This window comes from Actinomyces sp. HMSC075B09, from assembly GCF_001812395.1.
GTDB classification, from domain to species: Bacteria; Actinomycetota; Actinomycetes; order Actinomycetales; family Actinomycetaceae; genus Gleimia; species Gleimia europaea.
In genome coordinates, this window is record NZ_KV808731.1 from 98,485 (window position 1) to 123,640 (window position 25,156).

General features: G+C 58.4%; 18 protein-coding genes. 8 read left to right on the forward strand and 10 right to left on the reverse strand.

Annotated elements, in window-relative coordinates; all coding sequences use genetic code 11:
* Positions 1-62: 62 nt before the first annotated feature.
* Both HMPREF2854_RS01285 and HMPREF2854_RS01290 read right to left on the reverse strand, forming a co-directional pair.
* Positions 63-1,796, reverse strand: a complete 1,734-nt coding sequence (locus tag HMPREF2854_RS01285) for an ABC transporter ATP-binding protein (protein WP_070618010.1) — start codon at positions 1,794-1,796, stop codon at positions 63-65.
* Complete coding sequence (locus tag HMPREF2854_RS01290; protein ID WP_148130866.1) at positions 1,796-3,775, reverse strand: ABC transporter transmembrane domain-containing protein; 1,980 nt, start codon at positions 3,773-3,775, stop codon at positions 1,796-1,798. Before HMPREF2854_RS01290 ends, HMPREF2854_RS01285 begins: the two co-directional genes overlap by 1 nt.
* Before the next feature lie 153 nt (positions 3,776-3,928).
* Here HMPREF2854_RS01290 and pta point away from each other — a divergent pair, with 153 nt between their 5' ends.
* The 4 genes from pta to HMPREF2854_RS01310 all read left to right on the forward strand — a co-directional run bounded on the left by pta (position 3,929) and on the right by HMPREF2854_RS01310 (position 9,711).
* Positions 3,929-5,989, forward strand: a complete 2,061-nt coding sequence (gene pta, locus HMPREF2854_RS01295) for a phosphate acetyltransferase (protein WP_070618016.1) — start codon at positions 3,929-3,931, stop codon at positions 5,987-5,989.
* 14 nt (positions 5,990-6,003) lie between these two features.
* Positions 6,004-7,197 (forward strand): acetate/propionate family kinase, encoded by a 1,194-nt coding sequence (locus HMPREF2854_RS01300; RefSeq protein WP_070618019.1) that lies wholly within the window; start codon positions 6,004-6,006, stop codon positions 7,195-7,197.
* A gap of 145 nt (positions 7,198-7,342) precedes the next feature.
* Positions 7,343-9,355: an NAD(+) synthase gene (locus HMPREF2854_RS01305; protein ID WP_070618021.1), complete on the forward strand. Its 2,013-nt coding sequence runs from the start codon at positions 7,343-7,345 to the stop codon at positions 9,353-9,355.
* Positions 9,356-9,357: 2 nt separating this feature from the next.
* Positions 9,358-9,711 carry a hypothetical protein gene (locus HMPREF2854_RS01310; RefSeq protein ID WP_070618024.1) on the forward strand — a complete coding sequence of 118 codons (354 nt, stop codon included), beginning with the start codon at positions 9,358-9,360 and terminating at the stop codon, positions 9,709-9,711.
* Positions 9,712-9,772: 61 nt separating this feature from the next.
* Here the strand turns inward: HMPREF2854_RS01310 and HMPREF2854_RS01315 are convergent, their stop codons facing one another.
* From HMPREF2854_RS01315 to HMPREF2854_RS01325, 3 genes are all read right to left on the reverse strand, one after another.
* Complete coding sequence (locus tag HMPREF2854_RS01315) at positions 9,773-11,032, reverse strand: MFS transporter (protein ID WP_222563157.1); 1,260 nt, start codon at positions 11,030-11,032, stop codon at positions 9,773-9,775.
* 91 nt (positions 11,033-11,123) lie between these two features.
* On the reverse strand, positions 11,124-12,524 hold the full coding sequence (locus tag HMPREF2854_RS01320; protein WP_070618027.1) for a class II fumarate hydratase: 1,401 nt from the start codon (positions 12,522-12,524) through the stop codon (positions 11,124-11,126).
* A gap of 132 nt (positions 12,525-12,656) precedes the next feature.
* Complete coding sequence (locus HMPREF2854_RS01325; protein WP_070618030.1) at positions 12,657-13,781, reverse strand: GuaB3 family IMP dehydrogenase-related protein; 1,125 nt, start codon at positions 13,779-13,781, stop codon at positions 12,657-12,659.
* A 92-nt stretch (positions 13,782-13,873) separates the two neighbouring features.
* On the opposite strand from HMPREF2854_RS01325, the gene HMPREF2854_RS01330 reads away from it, so the two are divergent.
* Positions 13,874-14,563 (forward strand): exonuclease domain-containing protein, encoded by a 690-nt coding sequence (locus HMPREF2854_RS01330; protein WP_070618033.1) that lies wholly within the window; start codon positions 13,874-13,876, stop codon positions 14,561-14,563.
* A gap of 56 nt (positions 14,564-14,619) precedes the next feature.
* Here HMPREF2854_RS01330 and guaB read toward each other — a convergent pair whose 3' ends face one another.
* From guaB to HMPREF2854_RS01350, 4 genes are all read right to left on the reverse strand, one after another.
* Positions 14,620-16,125 (reverse strand): IMP dehydrogenase, encoded by a 1,506-nt coding sequence (gene guaB / locus HMPREF2854_RS01335; RefSeq protein ID WP_148130891.1) that lies wholly within the window; start codon positions 16,123-16,125, stop codon positions 14,620-14,622.
* A 169-nt stretch (positions 16,126-16,294) separates the two neighbouring features.
* On the reverse strand, positions 16,295-19,294 hold the full coding sequence (locus HMPREF2854_RS01340; protein ID WP_070618039.1) for an alpha-mannosidase: 3,000 nt from the start codon (positions 19,292-19,294) through the stop codon (positions 16,295-16,297).
* A gap of 100 nt (positions 19,295-19,394) precedes the next feature.
* Positions 19,395-20,648, reverse strand: a complete 1,254-nt coding sequence (locus HMPREF2854_RS01345; RefSeq protein WP_070618042.1) for an AGE family epimerase/isomerase — start codon at positions 20,646-20,648, stop codon at positions 19,395-19,397.
* Positions 20,649-20,682: 34 nt separating this feature from the next.
* Entirely contained in the window at positions 20,683-21,621 is a 939-nt protein-coding gene (locus HMPREF2854_RS01350) for a MerR family transcriptional regulator (RefSeq protein WP_070618045.1), read from the reverse strand.
* A gap of 205 nt (positions 21,622-21,826) precedes the next feature.
* On the opposite strand from HMPREF2854_RS01350, the gene HMPREF2854_RS01355 reads away from it, so the two are divergent.
* On the forward strand, positions 21,827-22,120 hold the full coding sequence (locus tag HMPREF2854_RS01355; protein ID WP_070618048.1) for a WhiB family transcriptional regulator: 294 nt from the start codon (positions 21,827-21,829) through the stop codon (positions 22,118-22,120).
* 70 nt (positions 22,121-22,190) lie between these two features.
* Here HMPREF2854_RS01355 and groES read toward each other — a convergent pair whose 3' ends face one another.
* Positions 22,191-22,487 (reverse strand): co-chaperone GroES, encoded by a 297-nt coding sequence (gene groES, locus HMPREF2854_RS01360; protein WP_016444087.1) that lies wholly within the window; start codon positions 22,485-22,487, stop codon positions 22,191-22,193.
* A 155-nt stretch (positions 22,488-22,642) separates the two neighbouring features.
* Here groES and HMPREF2854_RS01365 point away from each other — a divergent pair, with 155 nt between their 5' ends.
* Complete coding sequence (locus tag HMPREF2854_RS01365) at positions 22,643-23,902, forward strand: THUMP-like domain-containing protein (protein ID WP_070618051.1); 1,260 nt, start codon at positions 22,643-22,645, stop codon at positions 23,900-23,902.
* Between the two features lie 43 nt (positions 23,903-23,945).
* Complete coding sequence (locus HMPREF2854_RS01370) at positions 23,946-25,130, forward strand: glutamate--cysteine ligase (RefSeq protein ID WP_070618054.1); 1,185 nt, start codon at positions 23,946-23,948, stop codon at positions 25,128-25,130.
* The last annotated feature ends 26 nt before the right edge of the window (positions 25,131-25,156 follow it).

The following is a 25,156-nucleotide window of genomic DNA, read 5'->3' on the forward strand; positions in this document are numbered from 1 at the left end:
GCTCAAATAGAGGGGCGCGGTGAACTATCCTTACGGACTCGGTTCACCGCGCTCCCCTTTTACTATTCGTGTTGCCAGGCTCTCCACAAGGAAGCGTATTCGCCGCCGCGAGCTACAAGTTGATCGTGTCTGCCGAGCTCCACTATGCGTCCGTCCACCATCACCGCTACGCGGTCCGCGTCGTGAGCCGTATACAGCCGGTGCGCGATCGCAACGACGGTTCGCCCCTCCAACGCCTTCCCAAGGGAACGCTCCAACTGCCTTGCCGCCGTTGGATCCATCAGCGAGGTAGCCTCGTCAAGAATCAAAGTGTGCGGATTCATGAGGACAATACGGGCAAGCGCTAACTGCTGGGCCTGCGCTGGGCTGAGTGTCAGAGCGCCCGAGCCGACCTTGGTGTCCAACCCATCCGATAGCTCCTGTACCCAGCTGGCCGCCCCCATGCTTTTTAGGACATGCCACATCTGTTCAACCGTGGCGTCCGGTTTTGCGAGCCGGAGGTTGTCCGCAATCGTTCCAACAAACACGTGGTGCTCCTGCGTCACCAGGGCCACGTTTTGGTGCAACTGGCTTTCCGTGAGTTCGACTAGAGGAACTCCTCCAACCGTTACCGACCCGGAAGTGGGCGGGTGAATACCTGCAATCATCCGGCCGAGTGTGGACTTGCCTGCGCCTGACGGCCCCACGATTGCGAGGGTCTCCCCCGGCCTCAGCTCTAAATCAACCCCGTGCAAAACGGGATGTTCCGGCCGGTACTCAAAGCTCACGTCTCGTACGCTTACAGCGTTCGAGGTAGGCTGCTTGCCCGACGCTATCCTGTCCGATTCCACCTCGTCCACGCCAAAAATACGGGCCAACGAGGTTGCCGCACTTTGAAGCACATCCACCCAGTAAGAGAGCTCGTCGAGCGGATAAGAAAGCTGAACTCCGTAGAGCGCGATCGTGGTCACCACGCCCAGCGTGGCGTAACCGTTTGGAATCGCCCATGCTCCGGCTAAAGCCACCAACAGCGCCGGGGTGTGCAGGAAGAAAATCACTGCGTTTAACAAGAAAATGCGCAGGTAAGCGGTGTAGCGCTCCAGATTCCAAATTTGAGTGATAGCCACGTCAAGGATATTGTTTCTAACCCGGCGCAGGTTCAGTGCATCAACCGTGGAATGCTGTTCAACCGTCTCCGTGGTGATGCCAGAAAGCGTCGCCCACTGTGCGGACTCCGCCTGGTAGCCCGGCACAGCGCGGCGCATGTACCAACGCAACACAAAAATGAGCGGAATCAGCGGAGCCAGAAGTAATAGCGCCAAAACGGGAGCAAGCGCAAATGCAGCAGCATAGGTAACTACCACAGTGAACACGATCATTATGATCCGGTAGATTCCACGCTGGACCAGAAACTGGATGCGGTCAATATCGTGAGTTGTACGCCCAATCAGGTCTCCCGTACCTGCCGCTTCCACAACAGACAGGGGCATATGGGTAACCGAATACACCAGATCCTCACGAAGCTGGGCAAAAACCGCCTGGCCAAATACGCGCGAGAAATACTCGCCCAAATAAGTCAGCAACAACTGTGCGGCCACTATCGCCCCAATAATGATGAGGTAGCGTGTCACTTCCGCGCGAGTAGTCCCCGCCACGATCAGATCCAAAAGTCTACCGATGAGCCACGGGGTTGCCACCACGATTAGAGACGCCACAACTTGGAACACCAAAACCGTGGCAATTAGCTTGGGGAACCGGCGGATAACAGCCCAAAACCTCGAGATCACCTGCGGGCGAGCGGCAATAGGAAGCTTCATTACTCTCCTCCCTGAGCGCGCTGAACAACCTTTTGATACTTAAGACCGCTCTCCTCGCGCCTTAGCGCGCGATCCAGCAGTTCATCGTGAGATCCGCGAGCCACTTCCTTGCCGTCCTCACCAATAAACACAACCTCGTCACACTGTTCTAAAACCAATGGGGAGGAGGTTACTAGCACCGTGGTGAGCTGCTGGCGCCGCGAGCGCAACCGGCTGGCAATCCGCGCCTCTGTATGCGAATCCACCGCGGAGGTAGGCTCGATTGCGATTAGCACATCCGCGTTTGTCGCGAGGGCACGCGCAAGTGCAACGCGCTGGCGTTGCCCACCAGAGAGCGTGCGGCCCTTCTCTGCCACTGCTCCGTTCAATGCCCCAGGAATGGAATCCAGCACGTCTTGAGCGTCCGCAGTCCACATAGCGTCTAGCAGAGCCTCATCCATCGCATGCTCCCCCACCTCAACTTCGGGGCGCTCCTCGCGAATCCGGCTATCCAGATAGGTCTCAAAAATCGTGTTCTGCACCGTCAGCGGCTCGCGCATATCTGCCCGATCAGCCAGCAGATTATCTCGCAAGCTTCCCCTAAACAGGTGGTCTTGTGCCGACGCCAGGACGATGTGCTTGCGCACCTCATCTACCGGGCGATCACGCAAATCATCTTTGCCAATAAATACCGGGTTCTCGTCGTCTACCCGACAAAGCCTTGTAGCCAGTTGCGCGGAAACATCCGGATCAGCAGCAACCAGTGCGGTAATAGCGCCGCCCTTCACCTCTACGCCGCTGATACCGTCACGCAGAGGTTGCAGATACCGGCTGTCCGTTGAACAAGAGCTAGTTTCGTTTTCCGGGTTGTTGTCCACGTTCTCATTAGCGTCCGTCCGATCCTGCACGCTCGATTTCAGCTCCTGCACGCGAGCCACCTTGCGCAGTCCCACCCACGCGCGCGTGCCCACCTGCATCGCTCCTACGATTATGAACAGCGGGGTGGCCAAATACCCGGCAAAACCGTAAAAAGCGATCATCTCTCCGGCAGATAGCTGGCCTTCAAAAACCAAGAACGCTGCGATTGCCACTACCGCGAGAGCGAATGCGTGCGGCACTCCCTGCGATGCTGCGCTTAGCAAAGCCTGCGGGCGGGCAGCGTGAATCCCTCGACGACGAACCTCTTGCGACAACTCCCTGTAGCGCTCGTTGAATACGTCTTCCCCTCCAATTCCGCGCAAAACTCGCAGACCGGTCACAACATCCGTGCCGATATTAGTGAGGTCGCCTTGCGCATCACGCTGGGATTGCTGGCGCTGCTCGAGCGGTTTTATAAGCAAGGACAGACCGCCAACTACCACCGGCATTCCGATCAGCACCACTAGCCCCAAGGGAACTGAGACAGAGAACATCAGAGCGGCAATCACGACTGTTGTAATCAAGGACGCAGCCAGATCTGAAATGTAAGCAAAAAGTGCGCCAATATGGTTGGAGTCGGTTGTTATCGTGGCAATGATGTCTCCGGTCGCCATATCGGTTTTTGTATTCCCACGCCGGTTTGTCACATGATACGAGGACATTCGCGCACTTCCAGCCTGGGCTTGAAACCAAGTTCCGATCTCGAATACTTGGTACAACCCCGCAAAGACCGTTGCGATTAGGATCAGCGAGAAGAAAATCACGACGGGGCGAACAAGGTGGCTACCCAAGCCCATATCCAGGCCGGCATCCAAAAGGAGCCCCAGCGCCCAAGCCAACAGAGCTGAAGACACCTGCGACAGGGTTGCCACCAATGTGGCGCCAAGAAGCAACCATTTATTCTTACGTAAGAGTCCTAACAAAATGCGCCGAGGCGAGGCCTCCATATCGACAGGATCCCCCAAGGGAGGGCGCAAGAAAGACGGCCACCAGCCAGGCTCTTTTGCTACCGTAGGAAGCTCAATACCGTTCCTGCTGGCAAGACCACGGCTTATGGCCTCGTGCCTTTTGTTAAAACTCATGTTGTGCACCCGCGTAACGTTACATCACGAATGTTATGTATTCACCACTCAAATGCGACTTTGGTGCCTTGAGACATTTTTGACTCTACTTTCATCGTCGATTTTAACTACCATTAGGAAGAGCCTTAAAAAATAATTCCAAAGGAGATAGTTTTGGCACGCACACTTTTCGTTGCCTCGCCAGAGCCTCGCACCGGTAAACCAATGGTGACTATCGGGCTGGCTTCATTTTTTATTGAAAAAGGTATGAAGGTTGGCCTCTTGCGCCCCATTGTGCGAGACCGATCCACAGACGCGATGCTGAACATCTTCAACAACGGCACCGTTATTTCTGGACCTGCCGTTGGCGCCCTCACCTATGACGAGTACATTGCGGACCCTGATTCCGCTTTGGAAAGCATTGTGCGAACACACCGCAAGCTTTCTGAAAACGTTGATGTTGTCATAGTTTCAGGTTCCGATTTTGAAGGCGTCGTTGGGTTTGACGAGTTTGAGTTCAACTGCCGAGTAAGCGCCAACATTGGGGCACACATGGCCGTTGTTCTATCCGGTATTGACCGCACCCCAGAAGACGTGATGGATGCCGGACGCCTAGCCGTGACTACGGCTCGCCAGGAGTTCGCCCACGTGGCGGGTGTGGTTATAACGCGCGTTCCAGAGGAAAATGCGGATGACTACCGCCGCAAGGTGGAGAAGATCCCCACCTACGTGATCCCGGAAGACCCGTTGCTTACCGCCCCTCGAGTCATCGACATCATGAACTCCACCAACGCCACACTGGTAAATGGTGACCGCGCAAACCTGCTTCGCGAAGCCGAAAACGTCCTCATTTGCGGCATGAACTCCACGCACGTACTCGAGCGACTACAAGATGGTCAGATCGTTATTGCGGCGGCGGATCGCCCCGAGCTTTTGATGACCGTTGCCGCAGCTCACGCGGTTGAGGGCGAGCCAAGTCTCGCCGGCCTCATTCTAAATGGCGGTTTTGAACTGTCTGAACAAGTGATGGACCTGGTTGGCAAACTCGTTCCGGACCTGCCGATTATGACGGTTTCTACCGGAACTTTTGAAACCGCGGACAGGGTTTCGCGCACTCGCGGCCCAGTGCATCTGCACACCCCTCGCAAACTTGAGCGCGCTATCGAACTAGTTCGCAAATCGATCAATCCGGCCGCAATGGAAGCCATTTCTGAGGCGCCTGGCACCGCGCACGTCACGCCGCTCATGTTCCAGATTGATCTGCTTGAAAAGGCTGCGGCCAAGCGCATGCGCATAGTCTTGCCCGAGCCCGAGGATGATCGCATTTTGCACGCTACCGACACGATTGTGCGGCGCGGCGTGGCCGACGTGATTCTGATCGGCGATGAGGAAGCGATCCGCGCCCGTGCGGGCGAGTTGGGCGTCGAACTGGCAAACACACAAATTGTGTCGCCGCAGGATCCGGAACTCTTGGAAAAGTATGCGGCCGAGTTTGCGCGCCTGCGCGCAAAGAAGGGCGTGACCTTGGAGCAGGCGCGCGAGAAGGTTCAAGACGTCTCCTACTTCGGCACCATGATGGTGCATATGGGGGATGCGGACGGCATGGTTTCAGGCGCTGCCCACACCACGGCTCACACCATCGTGCCGTCGTTCCAGATCATCAAGACCAAGCCCGGCACCTCGATCGTGTCTTCCACCTTCCTCATGCTGCTGAAGGATCGCGTACACGTTTACGGCGACTGCGCTGTGAATCTGGACCCGTCGGCCGAACAACTTGCCGACATCGCGATTTCGTCCGCTGAAACGGCCGCCCAGTTCGGAGTGGAACCTCGCGTTGCGATGATCTCCTACTCCACCGGCACGTCCGGCCACGGCCCGGACGTGGACAAGGTTCGTGAAGCCACCGAACTCGTACGTCAAAAAGCACCCGGCCTTGCCGTTGATGGCCCGCTTCAGTTTGACGCGTCCATCGATCCGGTAGTTGCCTCGCAGAAGATGCCAAACTCGGACGTAGCCGGCAAGGCCACCGTGTTCATCTTCCCCGACCTCAACACCGGTAACACCACGTATAAAGCCGTGCAGCGTTCCTCCGGCGCTGTGGCCGTGGGCCCCATCTTGCAGGGCCTCAACAAGCCGGTTAACGACCTTTCGCGCGGCGCCCTCGTGGAAGACATCATCAACACGGTTGCGATCACCGCCGTGCAGGCCCAAAGCATCAACAACGAGCAGAACTAGACAGGAAGCAATCAATGAGTGAAACTCCTCCCCGGGTGCTTGTTATCAACTCCGGATCCTCATCGCTCAAATACCAGCTGGTAGAGCCCGAAGATGGCGTCTCCATCGCCTCGGGTATCGCTGAGAGAATTGGCGAACCCGTGTCTCACACCGAACACCGGTTCGGAGACAAAGAGGTTGCGATGGACCAGCCGATCCTCGACCACACCGCAGCACTGCGCGAGGCCCTGCGCCTATTCGATCAGGTAGGCCCAAAACTCGAGGAAGCCAACATTGTGGCAGTTGGACATCGCGTGGTCCAAGGAGGCAGGTACTTCTCTGGCCCCGCCCTCATAGATGATCAAACGCGTAACCTAATCGACCAGTTGTCCCCGCTGGCCCCGCTACACAACCCCGCCCACCTCAAGGGCATTGACGTAGCGCGCAAAATGCTTCCAGACGTTCCTCACGTAGCGATTTTCGACACGGCGTTCTTCCAGTCTCTGCCCGACGAGTCGGCAACCTACGCATTGGACAAGGAAACCGCGGACAAGTACTCGATCCGCCGCTACGGCGCGCACGGAACCTCGCACCAGTACGTCTCTGGGCGGGTCCATGACCTGCTGGGCCGCAAACGCATTCGCCAAATCGTGCTCCACCTTGGTAACGGCGCGTCCGCATCCGCGGTTGTAAACGGCGAGGCCGTAGACACCTCGATGGGCCTAACCCCCCTCGAAGGCCTTGTGATGGGCACGCGAACCGGTGACATCGACCCGGCGGCTGTGTTCCACCTCATGCGCAACGGCGGCATGAAGATCGATGAGATCGACACTTTGTTTAACAAGCGCTCCGGTCTGAAAGGCCTTACCGGCGACAATGACATGCGTAGCGTTCGCGCCCGCGCAAACGCGGGAGATAAGGAAGCTCGTCTTGCCCTCGACGTCGTACTGCACCGCCTGGTCAAGTACGTTGGCGCCTACGCTGCCGAAATGGGCGGCCTGGACGTTCTCACATTCACCGCAGGCATTGGCGAAAACGACTCGGCTCTACGCCAAGAACTGTGCGACAAGCTGAAGATGTTCGGCATAACGCTGGATCCGGTTGCAAACGTTTTGCGCTCAAAGGATCCGCGCACAATCTCGGCCTCCGACTCGAAGGTGCGAGTAATGGTTGTGCCTACCAACGAGGAGCTAGCCATCGCCCAGCAAGCGATGTCGCTGCTTGACTAAAACACTGTGGCGCCCCGCTCCCGCGAGGAATAGACCGAGCTGTTCGGTTTTCTTCGCGGACCGGGGCGCCATTTCAATTTGGGCTCTAAAATCGTAATCAGGGATAACCAAGCCCTGCTTTACCTGCCATTCGTGAAGGAAAAACATGTACGACTTTCACTCCCCCATCGCAAACGGGTTTGCCCGTGTAGCGGCAGCTAACATCCCCATCAAGGTTGGAGATCCCGCCGCGAACGCGATCAGCATCATTGAAGCCGCCAACCGGGCGGGCGAGGCCGGAGCAAGCGTGGTCGTATTTCAAGAGCTTACGCTGGTGGGAGTAACGGCAGACGACCTGCTGTTCCAAGACACTATGCACGAAGAATGTGAAGCCGCGGTAGAGACCATTAAGCAGGCTTCCACCGAATGGCCACTAGTAGCTCTGTTTGGGACGCCCCTGCGGGTAAGCGGCAAGATTCTGAACGCCGCAATCGCGGTCACGCGCGGCCAAATAGCAGGAATCTGGTTTGATCCTATTCAAAACGCCCCGATGCGAAAGCGCTGGTTTAGTTCCCACTCTGATGCCTCCCCCGCCTACTCGGTCATATTGGACCAGCCGCTATTTGTTGCGGGCGAGATACCTCTGACGACCCTGGATCTCCCCGGCCTATCTATCGGTGTGCAATTGCACGAACCAGTCGACTACCAGATGCAAGCAAAGCGCGGAGTGAGCCTAGTTGCGAGCTTGGGAGGAGCACCCGCGTTTGCAGGAACTGCACGGCATCGTTTGGCCCGGGCACGTGAGGCCTCGCGAACCGCAAGACTCGCGGTTGTGTATGCGGGCGCAGGCGAGGGAGAGTCCACAACCGATTACGCGTGGGACGGGCAGGCTTTCATCGTGGAGGCCGGCGAGGTACTGGCACAAAACGACCGGTTCAGATCCGGCGTGCGCCTCACTTATGCCGATATTGATCTAGCTCGACTACAGGCAGAGCGCAAGGTTTTAAACCCGACGCAAGAAGAAATGTTTGCCAGCCAACAGGTGCGGGTGCAACCGCGGGGCGACTGGACGCTAGAGCGCAGGCTCCCCCGCTTCCCGTATTTGGATACGGATCCACGGCTTTGGGAGTCTGACCTGGAGGACATGTTTGACCTGCAGGTCCAGGCCTTGATGCGCAGACTTGAGGCCACCGGAAACCCGCACCCGGTTATCGGCATCTCGGGCGGGCTGGATTCAACGCATGCCCTCCTCGTGTGTGTTGAGGCTATGGAGCGCATGGGCCGCCCCCGCACCGACATTTTGACCTTCACCATGCCGGGCTTTGCCACCACCTCGCATACGAAGAACAATGCGACGAAGCTGTGCGAAGTTCTAGGCACAACGTTTGAGGTGATCGATATTCGCGATACCGCCCGCCAAATGCTTGCCGACATGGGGCACCCGTTTGGACGCGGCGAAGAAGTGTATGACGTGACGTTTGAGAACGTGCAGGCGGGCCTGCGCACTGATTTCTTGTTCCGCATTGCCAACGGCAGGCGCGGCCTGGTGATCGGTACGGGCGACTATTCGGAGCTCATGCTCGGGTGGTGCACGTTTGGCGTTGGTGACCACATGTCGCATTACAGCGTAAATCCGGGCGTTCCAAAAACGCTTATGCAGCATCTGATCCGTTGGATTATGGCCTCGAATCGTTTTGGCGAGGACGTAAATGACACGCTGGATTCGATTTTGAATACCGAAATTACGCCGGAGTTGATCCCCACGCGCGAAGGCGAAGAGGCCCAGTCTACGCAGGCAATGATCGGCCCCTACTCATTGCAGGATTTCAACGCCTACTACCTGGTTTACCTGGGTCTTTCCCCGGAATTCACGGCATTTCGCGCCTTGCATGCTTGGAGCAACGCAGACGAAGGCGTTTGGCCCGCCGGTTTAGAAGCAACGGATCGCGCAGAGTTTGACCTTCAGCAGATCCTCACGTGGCAGCGCGTATTCCTGCGTCGCTTCTTCACAAACCAGTTCAAGCGTTCCACGCTGGCAAATGGCCCGCGCGTACTAGAAGGCGCGAACCTGTCGCCTCGTGGTGGCCTGATGCTCGCATCTGATCTCTCGCCCGCGCCTTGGCTTGCACGTATAGACAAGTTGGCTGATAGCCTCGGCATCGAACTAGAAAAGAGGTAGCCGTGACCGTACTGCTATTGATTTTTGGGGGCCTTTTCATAATGGCCGCTACCCTCGGCGTGGCTTTGATTGCGAGCATTGTGAAAGAGGATGCCTGGCAAGGCTCCGCCTTGCGTTTGCCCGTGCGGTCGGATGATACCGAGGTGGTTCGCCACGTGCACCGCGCGTCCTTGCCGATTCTGGGGGCCCTCGTGTTCATTGCTCTGGCTCACGGAGCCACCTTGCTGATCCTAGCTTTCTACCCTTCGGTGACCGTAGCCGTGAAAGTGGCGGTCATCGTCGCGGGCCTCGTAACCGTTGGAGGGTTGGCCGCCACGATCATCTCTTATGCAAAACACCCACACGTGAAGCGCTGAACCACGTTTGTAGTTTTGCTCCGAGGCCACTTGAATGGCCTCGGAGCAAAATCATTTTGGACTAATCTTGTACGGGTTTGCGCTCTTCAAGCACAACCGTAGAGACGATGACCAGAACGCCTCCGATAGGCAAGATCACGATGGGCGCCAGCAGGGACGTTGCGACAACCGCTTGGCCTAGAAGCGGTGGCAACAGCAGGAATGACAGGCGCATGAGCCAGGAGACAATCATAAGGCCAACCCCCGGTTTCAATCCGGGGACGTCGTCTGCGGCGTTCATTGCCAACGGAACGGTGGTGGCAGCGCCAAAGCCCGCTGCGGCGAAGGCAATGACGGTGACGAAGATGTTTTGGAATAGGAGGGCCGCGCTCATACCAACAATGATGAGAGTGCCACCCATCAAAATGGTGCGCTTCGCGCCAAGCTGATCAACAAACCTGTCCCCCGTAACGCGCCCCAGGAAGTGGAAAGCGAGCATACACACGTAGGCTGCGGGAGCGAGGGCCGCGCTGGCCCCCAGGTAGTCACGCATGTAGAGCGTGGACCAAGATTGCGCGATGTCTTCGACGAGCACACCGGAAATCGCTAGAAGTAGCAAAAGCGCAATAACGAGGGGAACAGACCAGTTTTTTGCAGAGAGCCGGTGAATACTGGGTTCGTCTTGATCTTCCCCGTCATGTCCCGGGAGGGTGTGCTTGCTGGCGATGAGGGCAACAATACTGAAGAGGACTCCGGCAAATCCGATGTGGTAGCCGATTGGAACGGCGAGCGCGGTGGCTACCATGGCCATCAGTCCTCCGGTCATTGCGCCCAAGGACCAGGAGGCATGGAAACTGTTAATAATGGAGCGTCCGTAGCGTTTTTGTACGCGCAGGCCGTGCGCGTTTTGACCCACGTCAACGATTGCATCTGTTGCTCCGCCGAGCGCGAAAAGAAGGGCGAATGGGACTACGAGGATAGCTCCCCCACCCTGCGCAACGGCTACCAGGATCGCTGAAAGAGTCAGCGCGATTCCAATCAGGAACGTGCCGTAGGCAGCGACTTTAGCGGAGGTAAAATGCTCCACGAACTTCGCGGCGAACGGTCTACCAATGATGGCGCCTAGCGGGAACGCCGCGATGATGAGGCCATAGCCTCCCGCGGTTAGTTCGAATGCGTCTTTTAGTTCTGGGAACCTCAGCGCGAAGTTTGCAAACAGTGCGCCGTTGGTGAAGAACAGTGCGGTTACGCCCGCACGCGCTCTAGCGACATCAGCAGAAACCAACTTGCCTCGCCCTTTCAAAAGTGGATCTCGGTTGATTGTGCCAAAGTCAGCGCACACTTTCCAACCACCGATTATGCGAGTAAACCGGGCCACACAAATAAAAAGACTCGCGTCCAACCTTGCTGGACGCGAGCCTTTTTCAGCTTTGCTAGTTGGCCTTCGGATGGGTCATGGACGCCACGTCGAGGGCTTCATCAAGCTGTGCTTCGGTGATCTCACCGCGCTCTACGAATCCGAGGTCAATCACGGCCTCGCGAACCGTGATGCCCTTAGCTACGGAATGCTTGGCGATCTTCGCGGCGTTCTCGTAGCCGATGATGCGGTTGAGCGGCGTAACGATGGACGGCGAGGACTCGGCAAGCTCCTTGCAGCGTTCAACGTTTGCGATCAGGCCGTCAACCGTGCGCTTTGCGAGGACGGTGCAGACGTTGCCAACGATGTTGATCGACTCGAGGATGTTGCGAGCCATGACGGGCAGCATCACCAGCAGGTCGAAGTTGCCCTGCGCGCCAGCGAACGCGATAGCCGCGTCGTTACCGATAACCTGGGCTGCAACCATGACGGTGGCTTCAGGAACAACGGGGTTAACCTTGCCCGGCATGATCGAGGAGCCCGGCTGCAGGTCAGGCAGGTGGAGCTCGCCGATGCCGGTGCGCGGGCCGGAGCCCATCCAGCGCAGGTCGTTAGCGATCTTGGTTAGTGACACTGCGATGGTGCGCAGCGCGCCGGACAGTTCAACGAGGGAGTCCTGGGCGGCCTGGGCTTCGAAGTGGTTGCTGGCTTCCTTGAATGGAAGGCCCGTGTTCTCGGCGATGAGCTCGATGACGCGCTCGGAGAAGCCGGCCGGCGTGTTGATGCCGGTGCCCACAGCGGTGCCGCCAAGAGGGAGCTCATACAGGCGCGGGAGGGCGGCGTGCACGCGGTCAATGCCGTAGCGGATCTGGGTGGCGTAGCCGGAGAACTCCTGGCCGAGCATGATCGGGGTTGCGTCCATCAAGTGGGTGCGGCCCGACTTCACAACGTCCTTGTACTCTTCAGCCTTGGCTTCGAGCGACTTCGCGAGGGTTTCAAGCCCGGGCAGAAGAACCTCATCAACGGCTTGTGCGGCAGCGATGTGGATTGACGTGGGGAACACGTCGTTGGAAGACTGCGACGCATTGACGTGGTCGTTCGGGTGTACCTTGTCGCCCTTGATACGGGTGGCGAGGGTAGAGATGACCTCGTTGGTATTCATATTCGAGGACGTGCCCGAACCGGTCTGGAAGACGTCGATGGGGAACTCACCGTCGTGCTTGCCGGCAATGACTTCTTCGGCGGCTTCACGAATGGCGTCCGAGGTGGCCTGGTCGATGACGCCGAGCTCGAGGTTGGCAATCGCGGCAGCGCGCTTCACCTGGCCGAGTGCGGCGATGTGGTGATCGGAAAGTCCGCGCCCGGAGATCGGGAAGTTCTCAACTGCACGCTGCGTTTGTGCGGCGTAAAGGGCGTTCTTGGGAACGCGAACTTCACCCATCGTGTCGTGCTCAATGCGGTATTCGATTTCGGTCATTAGTTCTCCTTAATCGTTGATCGCGCGACGTGCGCGCACTTACTTCTATTGTCTAACACGGGGGCCATGCTGGGGGCGGTTTGCACGCATGCCCAGGCAGGCAATGCCGTATCGAATATTGGTGAGGAACCTTTAGTGCGGTTCGTAGGGCGCCACCACCATGTCTACGCGTTGGAGTTCTTTGACTTCCAGGTAGCCGGTGGTTGCCATGGTGCGGCGGAGCGAACCGATGTAGTTAACGGTGCCGTCGGCCCGTGAGGATGGGCCGAAGAGGATTTCTTCCATGCTGGCAACCGTGCCCACGTGCACGCGGTGTCCGCGAGGAACTTCGGGGTGGTAAGCCTCCGATCCCCAGTGCCATCCGCTTCCGGGGGCTTCTTTTGCGCGAGCGAGGGCTGCGCCAAGCATGACTGCATCCGCGCCGCAGGCGATTGCCTTTGGCAGATCTCCGGAAAGCCCAATACCTCCGTCGGCGATGATGTGCACGTATCTGCCGCCAGATTCGTCGAGGTAGTCGCGCCTAGCCGCGGCTATGTCTGCGAGCGCTGTTGCCATGGGCGCGTGGATTCCGAGGAGCTGGCGGGTGGAGTGCGCGGCTCCCCCACCAAAGCCGACGAGCACGCCGGCGGCTCCCGTTCTCATGAGGTGTAGCGCGGCATTGTAGTTGGCTACACCGCCCACGATGACGGGCACTTCGAGTTCATAGATGAAGCGCTTTAGGTTTAGTGGTTGTGCCCTGCTGGATACGTGTTCTGCAGATACCGTGGTGCCGCGAATGACGAACAGGTCCACCCCGGCGTCAACAACGTAGCGCCAGTACTTTTGGGTGCGTTGCGGGGAGAGCTTGCCGGCAACTACAACTCCGGCCTCGCGAATCTGGCTGAGGCGCTGGCCAATGAGTTCAGGTTTTATGGGCTCGGCGTAGATTTCTTGAAGCCGGCGGTTTGAGGCACGCGCGGGCAGTCCGCGGATTTCCTCGTAGACAGGTTCGGGGTTCTCATACCTGGTCCATAGGCCTTCGAGGTCGAGGACGCCAATGCCACCCAGCTTGCCTAGCGCGATCACGTTCTCGGGGCTCATGGCCGAGTCCATTGGCGCGCCCAGGACGGGAATGTCCACGTTGTATGCGTCGATTTGCCAGGACGTATTCACGTCTTCGGGGTCGCGCGTGCGCCGGGAGGGGACGATTGCCACGTCGTCCAGCGAGTATGCGCGGCGGGCTTGTTTGCCGCGTCCAATGTTAATCGTCTCAGTCACACTTCCATGATACGAGCCTTACGTGATGCTTGTTGAAATAGTTGTCCGTATGGGCATATAAGCTCTACGTAGTGAAACGTTAAGGAGGGTCCATGTCTTGGATTGCCGGCCCGTTCGTGGGTTTTGATACAGAGACTACGGGGGTTATTCCAGGTAGTAGCCGGTTGGTTACAGCCTCGATTATTTTTCGAGGTGAGAACGGCGATGAGGTTTCGAATTGGCTGACGGATCCGGGTGTTGAGATCCCCGAGTCTGCCCAGAGGGTGCATGGGATAAGCACGGAGTATGCGCGCCAGCATGGGCGTCCTCACCGCGAGGTGTTGGAGGAGGTCGCGCAGGCTCTGACCCGCGCGCTCGGCAACGGTATTCCCGTGGTGGCGTTTAATGCAGGGTTTGATCTGGGCCTGATGGAGGCCGAGCTTGCCCGCATGCAACTACCCACGCTAACGCAGCGTTTAGGTGAGATCCGCCCGGTCATTGACCCGCTGGTACTCGATCGCGCACTTGTTCCCAGGCGGCGCGGTAAGCGTACCCTGGCAGACCTGATGGAGGCCTACGGCGTTAGTGCCGATGAGTCTTTGCACGACGCGGAGGTGGACACGCGTGCAACTTTAGATCTGCTGAAGCAAATGATTCGCAAGCACCCTCGCCTGGCCATGTACAGCCTGGACAGTCTGCACGAGTACCAAAAGCAGGCGCACGCGGTTTGGGCCGCTGATTTTGAGGCTTTCTTGCATAGCAAAGGCCGGGAAGCCAATATCAACCGCACCTGGTTGGTTTAGCTTCCCGGCCTGCTTCTACGCTAGTTCAGCTTAGCTACCAAGCGATTCTTTGCCCGCTACCCCTCGTTGATGTGGTAGTTCGGGGCTTCTGACGTGATCTGAATGTCGTGCGGATGCGATTCGCGCAGGCCCGCTGAGGTTACGCGAACAAACCGGCCGTTCTCCTTTAGCTTCGCGATGGTGGGCGCGCCAAGGTAGAACATCGACTGGTGTAGGCCGCCAACCATTTGGTAAATCACTGCGGCTAGCGAACCCGAGTAGGGCACCTGACCCTCAATGCCTTCGGGAACAATCTTGTCATCCGAAGACACGTCCGCTTGGAAGTAGCGGTCCTTCGAGTAGGACTTGCGTCCGCGCGAGCTCATTGCGCCAACGGATCCCATACCGCGGTAGCGCTTGTACTGCTTACCGTTGGTGAATACGAGGTCACCGGGAGATTCCTCGCAACCGGCAAGCATGGAGCCAATCATCACGGTGTCAGCGCCTGCAACGAGGGCCTTTGCGATGTCGCCCGAATACTGCAGGCCACCATCAGCGATGAGCGGCACACCTGCCGGCTTGCAAGCAAGCGATGCCAAGTAGATCGCGGTTACCTGGGGGACGCCAACGCCTGCGACCACGCGCGTGGTGCAAATGGAGCCGGGGCCTACGCCCACCTTCACCGCGTCCACGCCCGCGTCAATCAGTGCCTGTGCACCTTCGGTAGTGGCAACGTTTCCGCCAATAATGTCGATGCCGGCAAAACGCTCATCGGACTTGATTCGGCGAATCATGTCCAGCGCCAACTGTGCGCCGCCGTTTGCAGTATCAACAACGAGGACGTCTACGCCTGCTTCCGCGAGCGCCACTGCGCGATCCCACGAGTCGCCCCAGTAGCCCACTGCCGCGCCAACTAGAAGGCGACCCTCCGCGTCTTTTGCCGCGTCCGGGTATTGCTCGGTTTTAACGAAGTCTTTAACGGTGATGAGGCCGGCTAGGCGCCCCTGGTCATCAACGATGGGGAGCTTCTCAATGCGATTCTTAGCGAGTAGTGCTTTCGCATCTTCACGGCAGATCCCAACGGGCGCGGTGATAAGCGGCGTGGGAGTCATGTGCTGCTGCACCGTTGCGGTTGCCCATTCGCTCGGAGGAATAAAGCGCAGGTCTCGGTTGGTGATGATGCCGTGAAGCTTGCCGTCCTCGTCTACAACGGGCAGGCCGGAAACTCGGTAGTGGCCGCACAGTTCGTCCAGCTCCTCGATGGTGGCTTCCTTGTGGATTGTCACTGGGTCGCTAACCATGCCGGATTCGGATCGCTTCACCTGGCGCACCTGCTGCGCCTGATCTTCGATAGACAGGTTTCTGTGCAAGATGCCAATGCCGCCCTGGCGAGCCATCGCGATAGCCATGCGCGCCTCGGTAACGGTGTCCATTGCCGCGGACAGCATCGGGATTTTAAGAGTGATGTTTTTTGTTAGCTGCGCAGTCGTATCAACCTCGGAGGGCACAACATCTGTGATTTCAGGCAGTAACAAAATGTCGTCATACGTTAGGCCGGTAAGGGAAAAAGGATTATCGATCATTTCGCTCACGCGACCAGTCTAACGCAGAGCGCGCGATGGTCTCATCCGCGCCCGCATAGTGACGAGAAACTTCTTATCGCCCAAAATCCGGCCGGCGTAGAGGTTGCCCGCCGGACGCAGTTAACCTCCTCCGCCTCGCGGCGGGCCAGCCTCTTGCTGGACTCAGGCCTCAATTGGCGAGTTTCACCCTGAGGGTTGCAATCTCAAACGGGTCCAGATTGAACTCGAACGCACCCGAAACTTCACGCACCTGCACACCCAGGTCCGAGTCTCGGTAGCGCAGATCTTGGCCGCGCACGCTCGCCGCTTCGGGCCAGACCAGGCGCGCAAGAGCGCGGCCGCCGCTCGCCTCGTATGCTCGAATGATCACGTCACCAGAGCCGTCGTCTACCATGCGTATCGACTCCACGACGGCGCCATCGAGGGTGAACAGCGGGCTGATCTGGCCGGTTACCTGACGCTGACCGAGGTTCAGCATTTGTGCAAGCGCCACTGTCTGTTCAATGGACGCGGCGGGCACGAGCTGGAAGTTCCACTCGTGCACGCCTTGATCTTGATGCGGGTCGGGGAAGCGTGAAGCGCGGGCCAGCGATGCACTAACTTCGCTCCACGTCCCCCGCTGCCCACTGGAGTGACGCGCAACGCTCCACCCGTACGTGGCGTCGTTGGTGATAGCCAGGCTGGCGCTCGCATCTGCCAGGCGCACCCAGCGGTGTGCGCTGACCTCAAACTTGTAGGCCTCCCACGAGGTGTTCTCATGTGTTGGACGCGTAATGTAGCCCATTTGCATCTCGTACTGCGCGTGATCGGTGTGGATGTCGACCGGCATGGCAAGCTTCAAAATCTTCTCACTCTCATGCCAATCCAGGCGTACGTGCACATCGAGGGAGCCCGATCCGGGTTGCAGAGTCCAGGTGACCTCGGCCTTCGAGTTAGAGAACTCGGCTGTTGTACGCACTCTTGCGGCGCCGTCAGTGCTTTCATAAACAGCGTTCTTTGGCACAATCACCTGCTTGGATCCGCGGTAGAACGGGTCGAGATCCCACGCGTCCCACTCATTGGGGAAGTCTTGGAATAGGTGCAGTTCCCCGCCGCGTTGGCCCGCCGGCACGTACTCGCGCCCCGTTTCTTTCTGTACTAGCGAGGTCAGCAGGCCCACCTCGTCAAACTGGGCACGTAGATATTCATTTTCGAGCAGGTGCCCTCGTACCTGTACCGGCACCGCCTCAGTTGGGGCGGCAGCGGAAAGGGCGGGAACACCGTGTGCCGTGAAGCTCGAAGCATTAGTTAGTGCCGGGGTTTCGTCCTCGACAAGTGCCGTGAGCGAGCGGGCGATAATAGCTTCGAGGCACTCTTGCACGCGATCGTAAATGGCCGCAACTTCGCGGTAAACCCATGCAACGGATGTGCCGGGCAGGATGTCATGGAACTGGCACAGCAGCACGTCACGCCACACAGCTTGCAACTGTTCGTGAGGGTATTCCACGCCCGCCCGCACGCTTGCCATCGTGGCCCACAATTCAGCCTCGCGAAGTAGTGATTCGGCGCGGCGATTATTGCGCTTGGTTTCAATCTGGGAGGTAAATGTGCCGCGATGCAGCTCAAGGTAGAGCTCGCCCACCCACACGGGCGGATTCTTGTACTCGGCCTGGGCGCGTTCAAAAAACTGCGCGGGTGATTCGATGACGGTACGGGCAGCGCCAGCCAAGTCAGCAAAGCGTTTGATTCGCTCCATCATTTCGCGAGTGGGGCCGCCTCCCCCATCGCCGTAGCCAAACAGTAGCGCCGAGCTGTTGGCACGCCCCTTGTCCTTAAAGTTCGAGGCGGCGTGGGCAAGGTTTTGCCCGGTAACCTCCGAACCGTAGGTGTCTGCGGGCGGGAAGTGCGTGAAAATGCGCGAACCGTCAATCCCCTCCCACATCAGAGTGTGGTGCGGGAACGTATCAACTTGGTTCCACGAGATTTTTTGAGTGAGGAAACGGTCAATCCCAGCTAACCGCGCAATTTGCGGAAGCGCGCCCGAGTAACCAAACGAGTCGGGCAACCAGATCTCTTCGCACGTGGCCCCCAGTTCAGATTCGAAAAAGTCCAGACCTTCGGTTAGCTGGCGGCACATTGCTTCACCGCCGGGCAAAACCGCGTCCGGCTCCACCCACATGCCGCCAACCGGAACGATAGCTCCGGCCTCCACCTGCTTCTTAACCCGTGCAAACAGCTCTGGGTCTTCTTCTTTCAGCCACGCCACGTGTTGCGCGGCAGGAAGGGCAAAAATCAAGCCTGTTCCGTCCTCGATAAGTCGCACCACGTTCGCGATAGTGCGCGTGACCTTTCGGCGCGTTTCGCGGATGGGCCAAAGCCAAGCCGAGTCGATGTGCGCATGCCCCATTGCAGACAGGCGATGCGCATTCGCGTAGGCCGGCGTGGCCAGAATCGGCTTCAAAACCTCAGACGCGGCGTGCGCGGTACCCGCTACGTCATCGAGATTTATGAGGTCGAGGGCCTCGCTCATCGCCAGCAAGATTTTCCAACCCCACGGGTCGTCTTCTGCAGTAGTTTCTGCCAGTTCCACAAGCACAGATAGGTCCATTGCGAGGCTATAAACGTCTGCTCGCAGTATCGCGAGGTCTGCACGTGCCAGCCTGTACTGTGGCTCATTCCCACTGGTGAGCTTGTCGCCATCCTCGGTCACGGGGAACAGTGGGAGCGGGAGGATAAATGGGTTTGCGGCGGCTTCAACATAGAACACGTGCGAACCCGCGCCGGGCACGGGAATCCAGTTATTGCGCGGGTTGAGGGCTTTTACAATCTGGCCGCTCTCGTTGCGCACAAGCGCCTCGCACTGAAAACCGGCAAACTTATCCAGCCAGCCGAGGTCAAACACAACCTCTAGGCGATCCTCGCCCTCTAACGCGAGCGGCGCAGCGTCAACTTCCAGGCGGAACCACACGGTCTCCCACGGCTTGCCCCACTCTGCTCCAATCTCAATCGGTTTATACGAGGCGACTTTCGCCTGCTCGAATGCGACGGGTTCACCAACTGTGCCGTCGCAGGCCGGAACTATCCAGTGGCTGACTGACACACCCGCTACTGCCTCGTACTGGGCGGGGATAATCCTTTCGCGTAACGTACGGCGGGCGCGGTTTAACAGGATTTCGCGATTGTCGTGCATGGAACCTCCACAACTCGTCGTTGAGCGGCCTTCACCCTACCACTTATGCGCAGGGCTCCCCCTCTGATTCTTGCGCTCTTCTTTGCCCAGCGGCGGCCTTCTACGCGATCGCTTCCTTGATCGCGCGCGCAAACGTGGGCGCAAGTGGAAGCTCGGGTAGCAGCAGCATTTGCGCCACGTGATAGGCGTCCGGTTTGCCCGGCCAGGTCAAGGTGGATGGCTGATTGTTCTCATCCAGCTCATGCCACCAGCGGCCCGACTGTTCAATCAGGTAGCGCTCGCAGTACTCCCACCAGGCCTCAGCGCGAGCTTTCAGATCTTCTGCCTTCGCGGCGTCGCCGGCCGCAAACCCGTCGTTTCCTTCGAGGGCGCGCGCCAGCGTCACGGCCGCCCCGATCGCTTCACACGCCACCCAGTGCATGCGCTCGCGCGCCACGGGCTTGCCGTTTTGATCAATGGTGTAAACGAATCCGGGGGCACCGTCCACGTTCCACCCGTCCACTACTGCGCGGTCAAACAGTTCGAGCGCGCCCTCTAGCATCCAGTGCGGCACTTTTTCTCCGCTACGCGCCAGCTGCGCCCCAGCGTGTACGGCAAGGCGAGCCCACTCAAACCCGTGCCCCGGTGTGAAACCGAACGGACGGAACGGATCCTTGGGCCGATCCCGGTTGTAGTCCGGCAGCACGTTCCAGTTCTCATCGAAATGCTCGGGCACGTGCCAATTGTTCTTCGAGGCTTCCTCAACAACCCAGTTGAGTATCGCCACCGCACGGTTTAGCCACTGCCTCTCATCCGTCGCGTCATATGCGGCCAGGTAGGACTCAACGGTGTGCATGTTCGCATTAACGCCGCGATACTTTTCGCATTCCACGAACCCACGATCATAGCTTTCGCGCACCTTCGCCTGGTCGCCCTCCCACCAGAACTCGTCCTGCACGGAAAGCGCTAGGTCCAAAAGGTCCGAGGCCCCCTCGATACCCGCGATTTTTGCCGACGAGGCCGCTAACACCACAAACGCGTGGGAATACGCCATTTTTGTGCCATCAACAATATGCACGTTGTCAGCGTCATGCCCAATGGCTGAGAACCAGCCTGAATACTGCTGGTCGAAGAAGTATGTGGCCAGTGCTTTCACGCCGTGGGTGGCCAGCACATTTGCTTCGAGGTCGCCCATCATTGATGCCAGTGAGAACACGTGCGTCATGCGGCAGGTGATCCAAAGTTCTACGGGGCGCGAGGAGTCAACGGTGCCGTTTGCATCCAGGTAGCCAAAGCCGGTTGGCACTTGGGAGGCTTTTGCAAAATCGATTAGGGCATCAAACTGCGCGGCGCGCGTATCCGAATCGAAAGTCATCTGGCATTACTCCAATCAAGGCAACGGAATAATACTAGTTAACCCCAACGTTTTCAGGGATGGAGCAGTTTCGAGCTGAATCCACGGCTTCCTCCACACATGCGGTTAGTGTGCGCAGGCGCGTGGCGCCCGGGGCGGAATCCAACGGGCAGTGCCGGCCAACCAGAATCAGGTTTGAACCCCCATCGTCCACACCCTCGATAACTTTTTCATCGGATGAAAGCAGGCCGATGAGGATGAGGACGTGCGCGCCAAAACTGTCACGGTATTCTTTGATCGCTTCGCTAACGTCTTGGGGGCAAATGTCGGGGCCTTCCGCGGGCGCAGTGACGGGGACGATGCGGGCGGGAACTCCCTCCCATTCGAGGGCCACGCCCACAATATGGGCACGCAGTTCATGCGCGGCGTCGCAGACAATGAGGACGGGGCATGCATCCGGGAATCCCGCGGAGTGTTCCGGCGCTTGCTTGGCTACCTGATACACGGCATACAGTGTTGCCTGCGTGATTAGCGACCTAGGAGCGATGCCGGGTTTATCTCCTTTGGGCGGGTAGTAGGTGCCGCGCATCGCGGGGCCAATGTACTCGTGCCAGGTATGGAGTAGGCCATCTCGGGAGATCAACACGTCAAGATTGCGCTGGAGGGAGTTGAAGTCGCCGCGGTGCGCGGTGTCGAGGATTGACTCAACCGTAATTGCAGATTCACTATCGGTGAGTACTTCATCGGAAGATTTGATCGCTTGCGCGGCATCCGAGGGGAACACGCCGGAACGGACTAGGCGAACCATTTGTTCAAGCCGCTTGAGTTCAATCTCGTTATACCTTCTGCGTTTGCCCGGTTCGCGTTTTGGCCCTAGCCCGTAGCGGCGCTCCCACGTACGGATCGTAGACGCGGAAACTCCCAGGCGCTGCGCAACCGTTGCGATGGTTAGCGGCGCGGGATTCATGTGCGCGCTTAGATCTGGGCGGGGCATTGTTCATCTCCAGTTTGGACAATTTCCAGAAAAGTTTAAGGTACATCACCTATTAATATTGTTACGCCCGAAGAAGCGAAGCGCCACCGGAGCCTAACTTCTTAAAAGTTTCGAACAATATGCGGAAGGGTCTTGAACAACTTTTGCATAACTAATAATATAGGTTCTGGTCGCAGACAGAGGCGATATGAAAGGAAGCAGAAGGATGACAGATATCTCCAGGCTTCCCGGTCCCGTAGCGGATCGGTGGGATTGGCAATACCTCGGCGCGTGTCGCGACATGGACACAGAACTTTTCTTCCACCCGGAAGGTGAGCGCGGCTCAACTAGGCGCCGCCGCGCGGAGGCAGCCAAAGCAATTTGCGCCGCTTGTCCCGTACTCGAGCAGTGCCGCGAGCACGCCCTGCGCGTACAGGAACCATACGGCGTATGGGGCGGCTTGACCGAAGAAGAACGGCGCGAAATTATTAACCGCAAGAAGCGCTTCCGCGTAGCATAAACGCAGGTAGCTTAAGCATCACAAAAGCATCCCACGCCAATGGCGTGGGATGCTTTGTTAGAAGAGCTAGTTACTTCTCAACGATCGCGAGGACATCGCGAGCCGAGAGAATCAAGTACTCCTCACCGCGGTACTTAACCTCGGTGCCGCCGTACTTGGAGTAGATAACAACGTCACCTTCGGAAACATCCATCGGAACGCGGTTACCGTTGTCATCAACACGGCCCGGACCAACTGCAACAACGGTGCCCTCTTGCGGCTTTTCCTTCGCAGTATCAGGAATAACAAGGCCTGAAGCCGTAGTCTGCTCGGCCTCAACCTGCTGGATCACAATACGATCCTCAAGTGGTTTAATGGAGATCGACATTGGCCAACTCCCTTTCACATTCGTAGTTGAACTGCACGCATTTGCTGCATCCGCCGTCGCGGGTGGTCGGATACGGTAAGCGTTACACATACAAGATTAGATCCTCGATTAGCACTCTTGCAAGCTGAGTGCCAAAAGCTGGATGAAGGAGCCTCGTGAGTGTTTCTCCCGTTGAACTGGTTCTAAGGCCACTCCCCTGGCAGGTTTTGGGTGACCTGCAAGAGATCCCCGAAGCTGAGCGGGAAAGCGCCCTCGCAAATTTTGAGCTTGAAGCGGGAGAACGCGCGGCTGTGCTCACGCAGCTGACCTTGCGCAGCCAAGCCGAAGATAAGTTGGGCGAGTTTGCGCGCGCCATGATTTTCACGCGCGACGGCCTTGAACAGGCAACGAGGTTGCAGGTGGCCGCGATGCACGCCGCCCGGTTCAAGGACGCGGGAATCACCACGGTTGCGGACCTGGGTTGCGGTATTGGCATTGATTCCCTGGCGATGGCCAGCCTGGGCTTGCGCGTGCGTTCGTGGGATATTAATCCAGAGGCCGTTGCCTGCACCAAGGTTAATCTGCGGTTTATGCCCGACTGCGAGGCCAACCTGGGGGATGTAACCACCCTCGATATTGAACATTTGATCAGTGAGGGCGTGCAGGCAATCTTTGCTGATCCGGCCCGGCGCACGGGCGCTGCGGCTGGCGGGCGGCGCATCAGCTCCCCCGAGGAGTGGTCCCCTTCCCTCCCTACCGCGCTGTCTTGGCGCGAGCCGCTCCGTAAGGGCGGTTTTGACGCGCTGGGCCTCAAGGTTGCGCCAGGCTTGGGCTACGAGCACATCCCCTCTGATTTTGAGGCCAACTGGGTTTCCGTGGACGGGCAGCTACTGGAGGCGGGCCTGTGGAGCCCGGCACTACAAAGCCACGGTCCGGGCCGCTCCGCCACAGTAGTTAGAGGTAGCGAAGCATTTACTTTCAGACAGGCTTGCGACCCCTCGGAGCCGGCCAAGCAGTTGGAAAGCGCGGGCCTGGGCACGTATTTGTGGGAGCCTGACCCGGCGGTAATTCGCGCTGGCCTCATCGCTCAATTTGTAGACAACACGGCGCTAGAAGGCCCGATTTCGCCATCTATTGCCTACCTGACTTCAAACGAGATCGTTGCGGGGAAGGAAGCCAACGCGCTTAGTGGATTCGAAGTGCTGGACGTGACGCAACTGCGGCCGAAAGCCATCTCGAAGGCACTGCGCGCCCTCGAGCCAACCAGCGTGGAGGTAAAGAAGCGCGGTGCGGACATTAACCCCGCGGCCCTCCAAACGGCCTTGAAACGCATTTTGGTGCCAAGAACCAGCTCTTACGAAAACCCCGTAACCGTCATTGCAACAAGGGTTGACGGGCGTCACCAGGCAGTCATCGCGCGCCGCCTCGACCTTTAAACTAGGCTCGTAACAGAGAGCAAGCGACCAACATAGGATAACCATGCATTTCAACGAGTCCGAGCGCGGCCTGATTGGCGTGGAGTGGGAACTCCAAATGATCGATAAGGACACGGGCGACCTCAGACAAAGTGCCGATGCCGTCATGGACATCGTGGAGTCTTTGGGCGACGTGCCAAACATCCACCGCGAAATGCTCCTAAACACCATTGAGATAACGTCAAAACCGCGCCGCCACGCCTCCGAATGTTTGGACGACCTGCTTGAGAACATTGCGATCATCCAGCCGGTGACTACGCCTATGCGCATCGACCTGGCAACCGCGGGCACACACCCCTTTGCGACCCCCGCATACCAGCGCGTTACCGACACGGGCCGCTACAACGACCTAGTGGAAAGAACGCAGTACTGGGGCAGGCAAATGCAGCTGTACGGCGTTCACGTGCACATCGGCATTGAGGATGCCGCCAAGGTTCTGCCCATCCTGAATGCCCTACTCACGAGGTTTGCGCACCTGCAGGCGCTGTCTTCTTCCTCGCCGTACTGGGCGGGCGAAGACACCGGGTACGCGTCTAACCGCGCCATGTACTTCCAGCAGCTACCCACCGCAGGCATTCCGCGCCAGTTTGAGAAGTGGGATGACCTCGAGCGTTACGTTGAGGACGTGACGCGAACCGGCATTATCAGCGACTTCTCTGAAATTCGCTGGGACATTCGCCCCTCGCCAAAGCTGGGAACCATTGAGATTCGCGTTTTTGACGCAGCCACGAACATTCGCGAGGTGGGCGTACTTGTTGCCCTCACGGCCACGCTGGTTGAGTACTATTCGCGCATGTACGACCGCGGGGAAGAACTGCCCCGTATTCCCGACTGGTATGTAGCGGAAAACAAGTGGAGGGCATCGCGCTACGGCATGGAAGCTAATCTGATCGTTGACGAGGCCGGCAACCAGGAAGACGTGATAACCACGATCCGAAACATGCTTCCCGAGCTACTCCCCATTGCCGAGGAGATCGGCTGCCGCGACGAGCTGGAGCATATCCACGAGATTATGCGCATAGGAGCGGCCTACCAGCGGCTCAGCATTGCGGCTGCGCGACACAAGGACGGCCCGCGAGCGATGGTTGAACTCATGCAGGCCGAGTTCAAGGCCGGCCACCCGATCGACCCGCTTACCTTCCTGGCCAGCAAACCCAACGAGCTCAAGAAAGAAGTGCGCAGGCAGTAGCGCGGACTCGGCGCTTTAGGCCGCGA

Excerpts from the sequence above, each read along its gene's own strand:
- HMPREF2854_RS01285 (WP_070618010.1), bottom strand. The coding sequence starts at position 1,796 with ATGAAGCTTCCTATTGCCGCTCGCCCGCAGGTGATCTCGAGGTTTTGG.
- HMPREF2854_RS01290 (WP_148130866.1), bottom strand. The coding sequence starts at position 3,775 with ATGAGTTTTAACAAAAGGCACGAGGCCATAAGCCGTGGTCTTGCCAGC.
- HMPREF2854_RS01300 (WP_070618019.1), top strand. The coding sequence starts at position 6,004 with ATGAGTGAAACTCCTCCCCGGGTGCTTGTTATCAACTCCGGATCCTCA.
- HMPREF2854_RS01305 (WP_070618021.1), top strand. The coding sequence starts at position 7,343 with ATGTACGACTTTCACTCCCCCATCGCAAACGGGTTTGCCCGTGTAGCG.
- HMPREF2854_RS01320 (WP_070618027.1), bottom strand. The coding sequence starts at position 12,524 with ATGACCGAAATCGAATACCGCATTGAGCACGACACGATGGGTGAAGTT.
- HMPREF2854_RS01330 (WP_070618033.1), top strand. The coding sequence starts at position 13,874 with ATGTCTTGGATTGCCGGCCCGTTCGTGGGTTTTGATACAGAGACTACG.
- guaB (WP_148130891.1), bottom strand. The coding sequence starts at position 16,125 with ATGATCGATAATCCTTTTTCCCTTACCGGCCTAACGTATGACGACATT.
- HMPREF2854_RS01340 (WP_070618039.1), bottom strand. The coding sequence starts at position 19,294 with ATGCACGACAATCGCGAAATCCTGTTAAACCGCGCCCGCCGTACGTTA.
- HMPREF2854_RS01345 (WP_070618042.1), bottom strand. The coding sequence starts at position 20,648 with ATGACTTTCGATTCGGATACGCGCGCCGCGCAGTTTGATGCCCTAATC.
- HMPREF2854_RS01350 (WP_070618045.1), bottom strand. The coding sequence starts at position 21,621 with ATGCCCCGCCCAGATCTAAGCGCGCACATGAATCCCGCGCCGCTAACC.
- HMPREF2854_RS01355 (WP_070618048.1), top strand. The coding sequence starts at position 21,827 with ATGACAGATATCTCCAGGCTTCCCGGTCCCGTAGCGGATCGGTGGGAT.
- groES (WP_016444087.1), bottom strand. The coding sequence starts at position 22,487 with ATGTCGATCTCCATTAAACCACTTGAGGATCGTATTGTGATCCAGCAG.
- HMPREF2854_RS01370 (WP_070618054.1), top strand. The coding sequence starts at position 23,946 with ATGCATTTCAACGAGTCCGAGCGCGGCCTGATTGGCGTGGAGTGGGAA.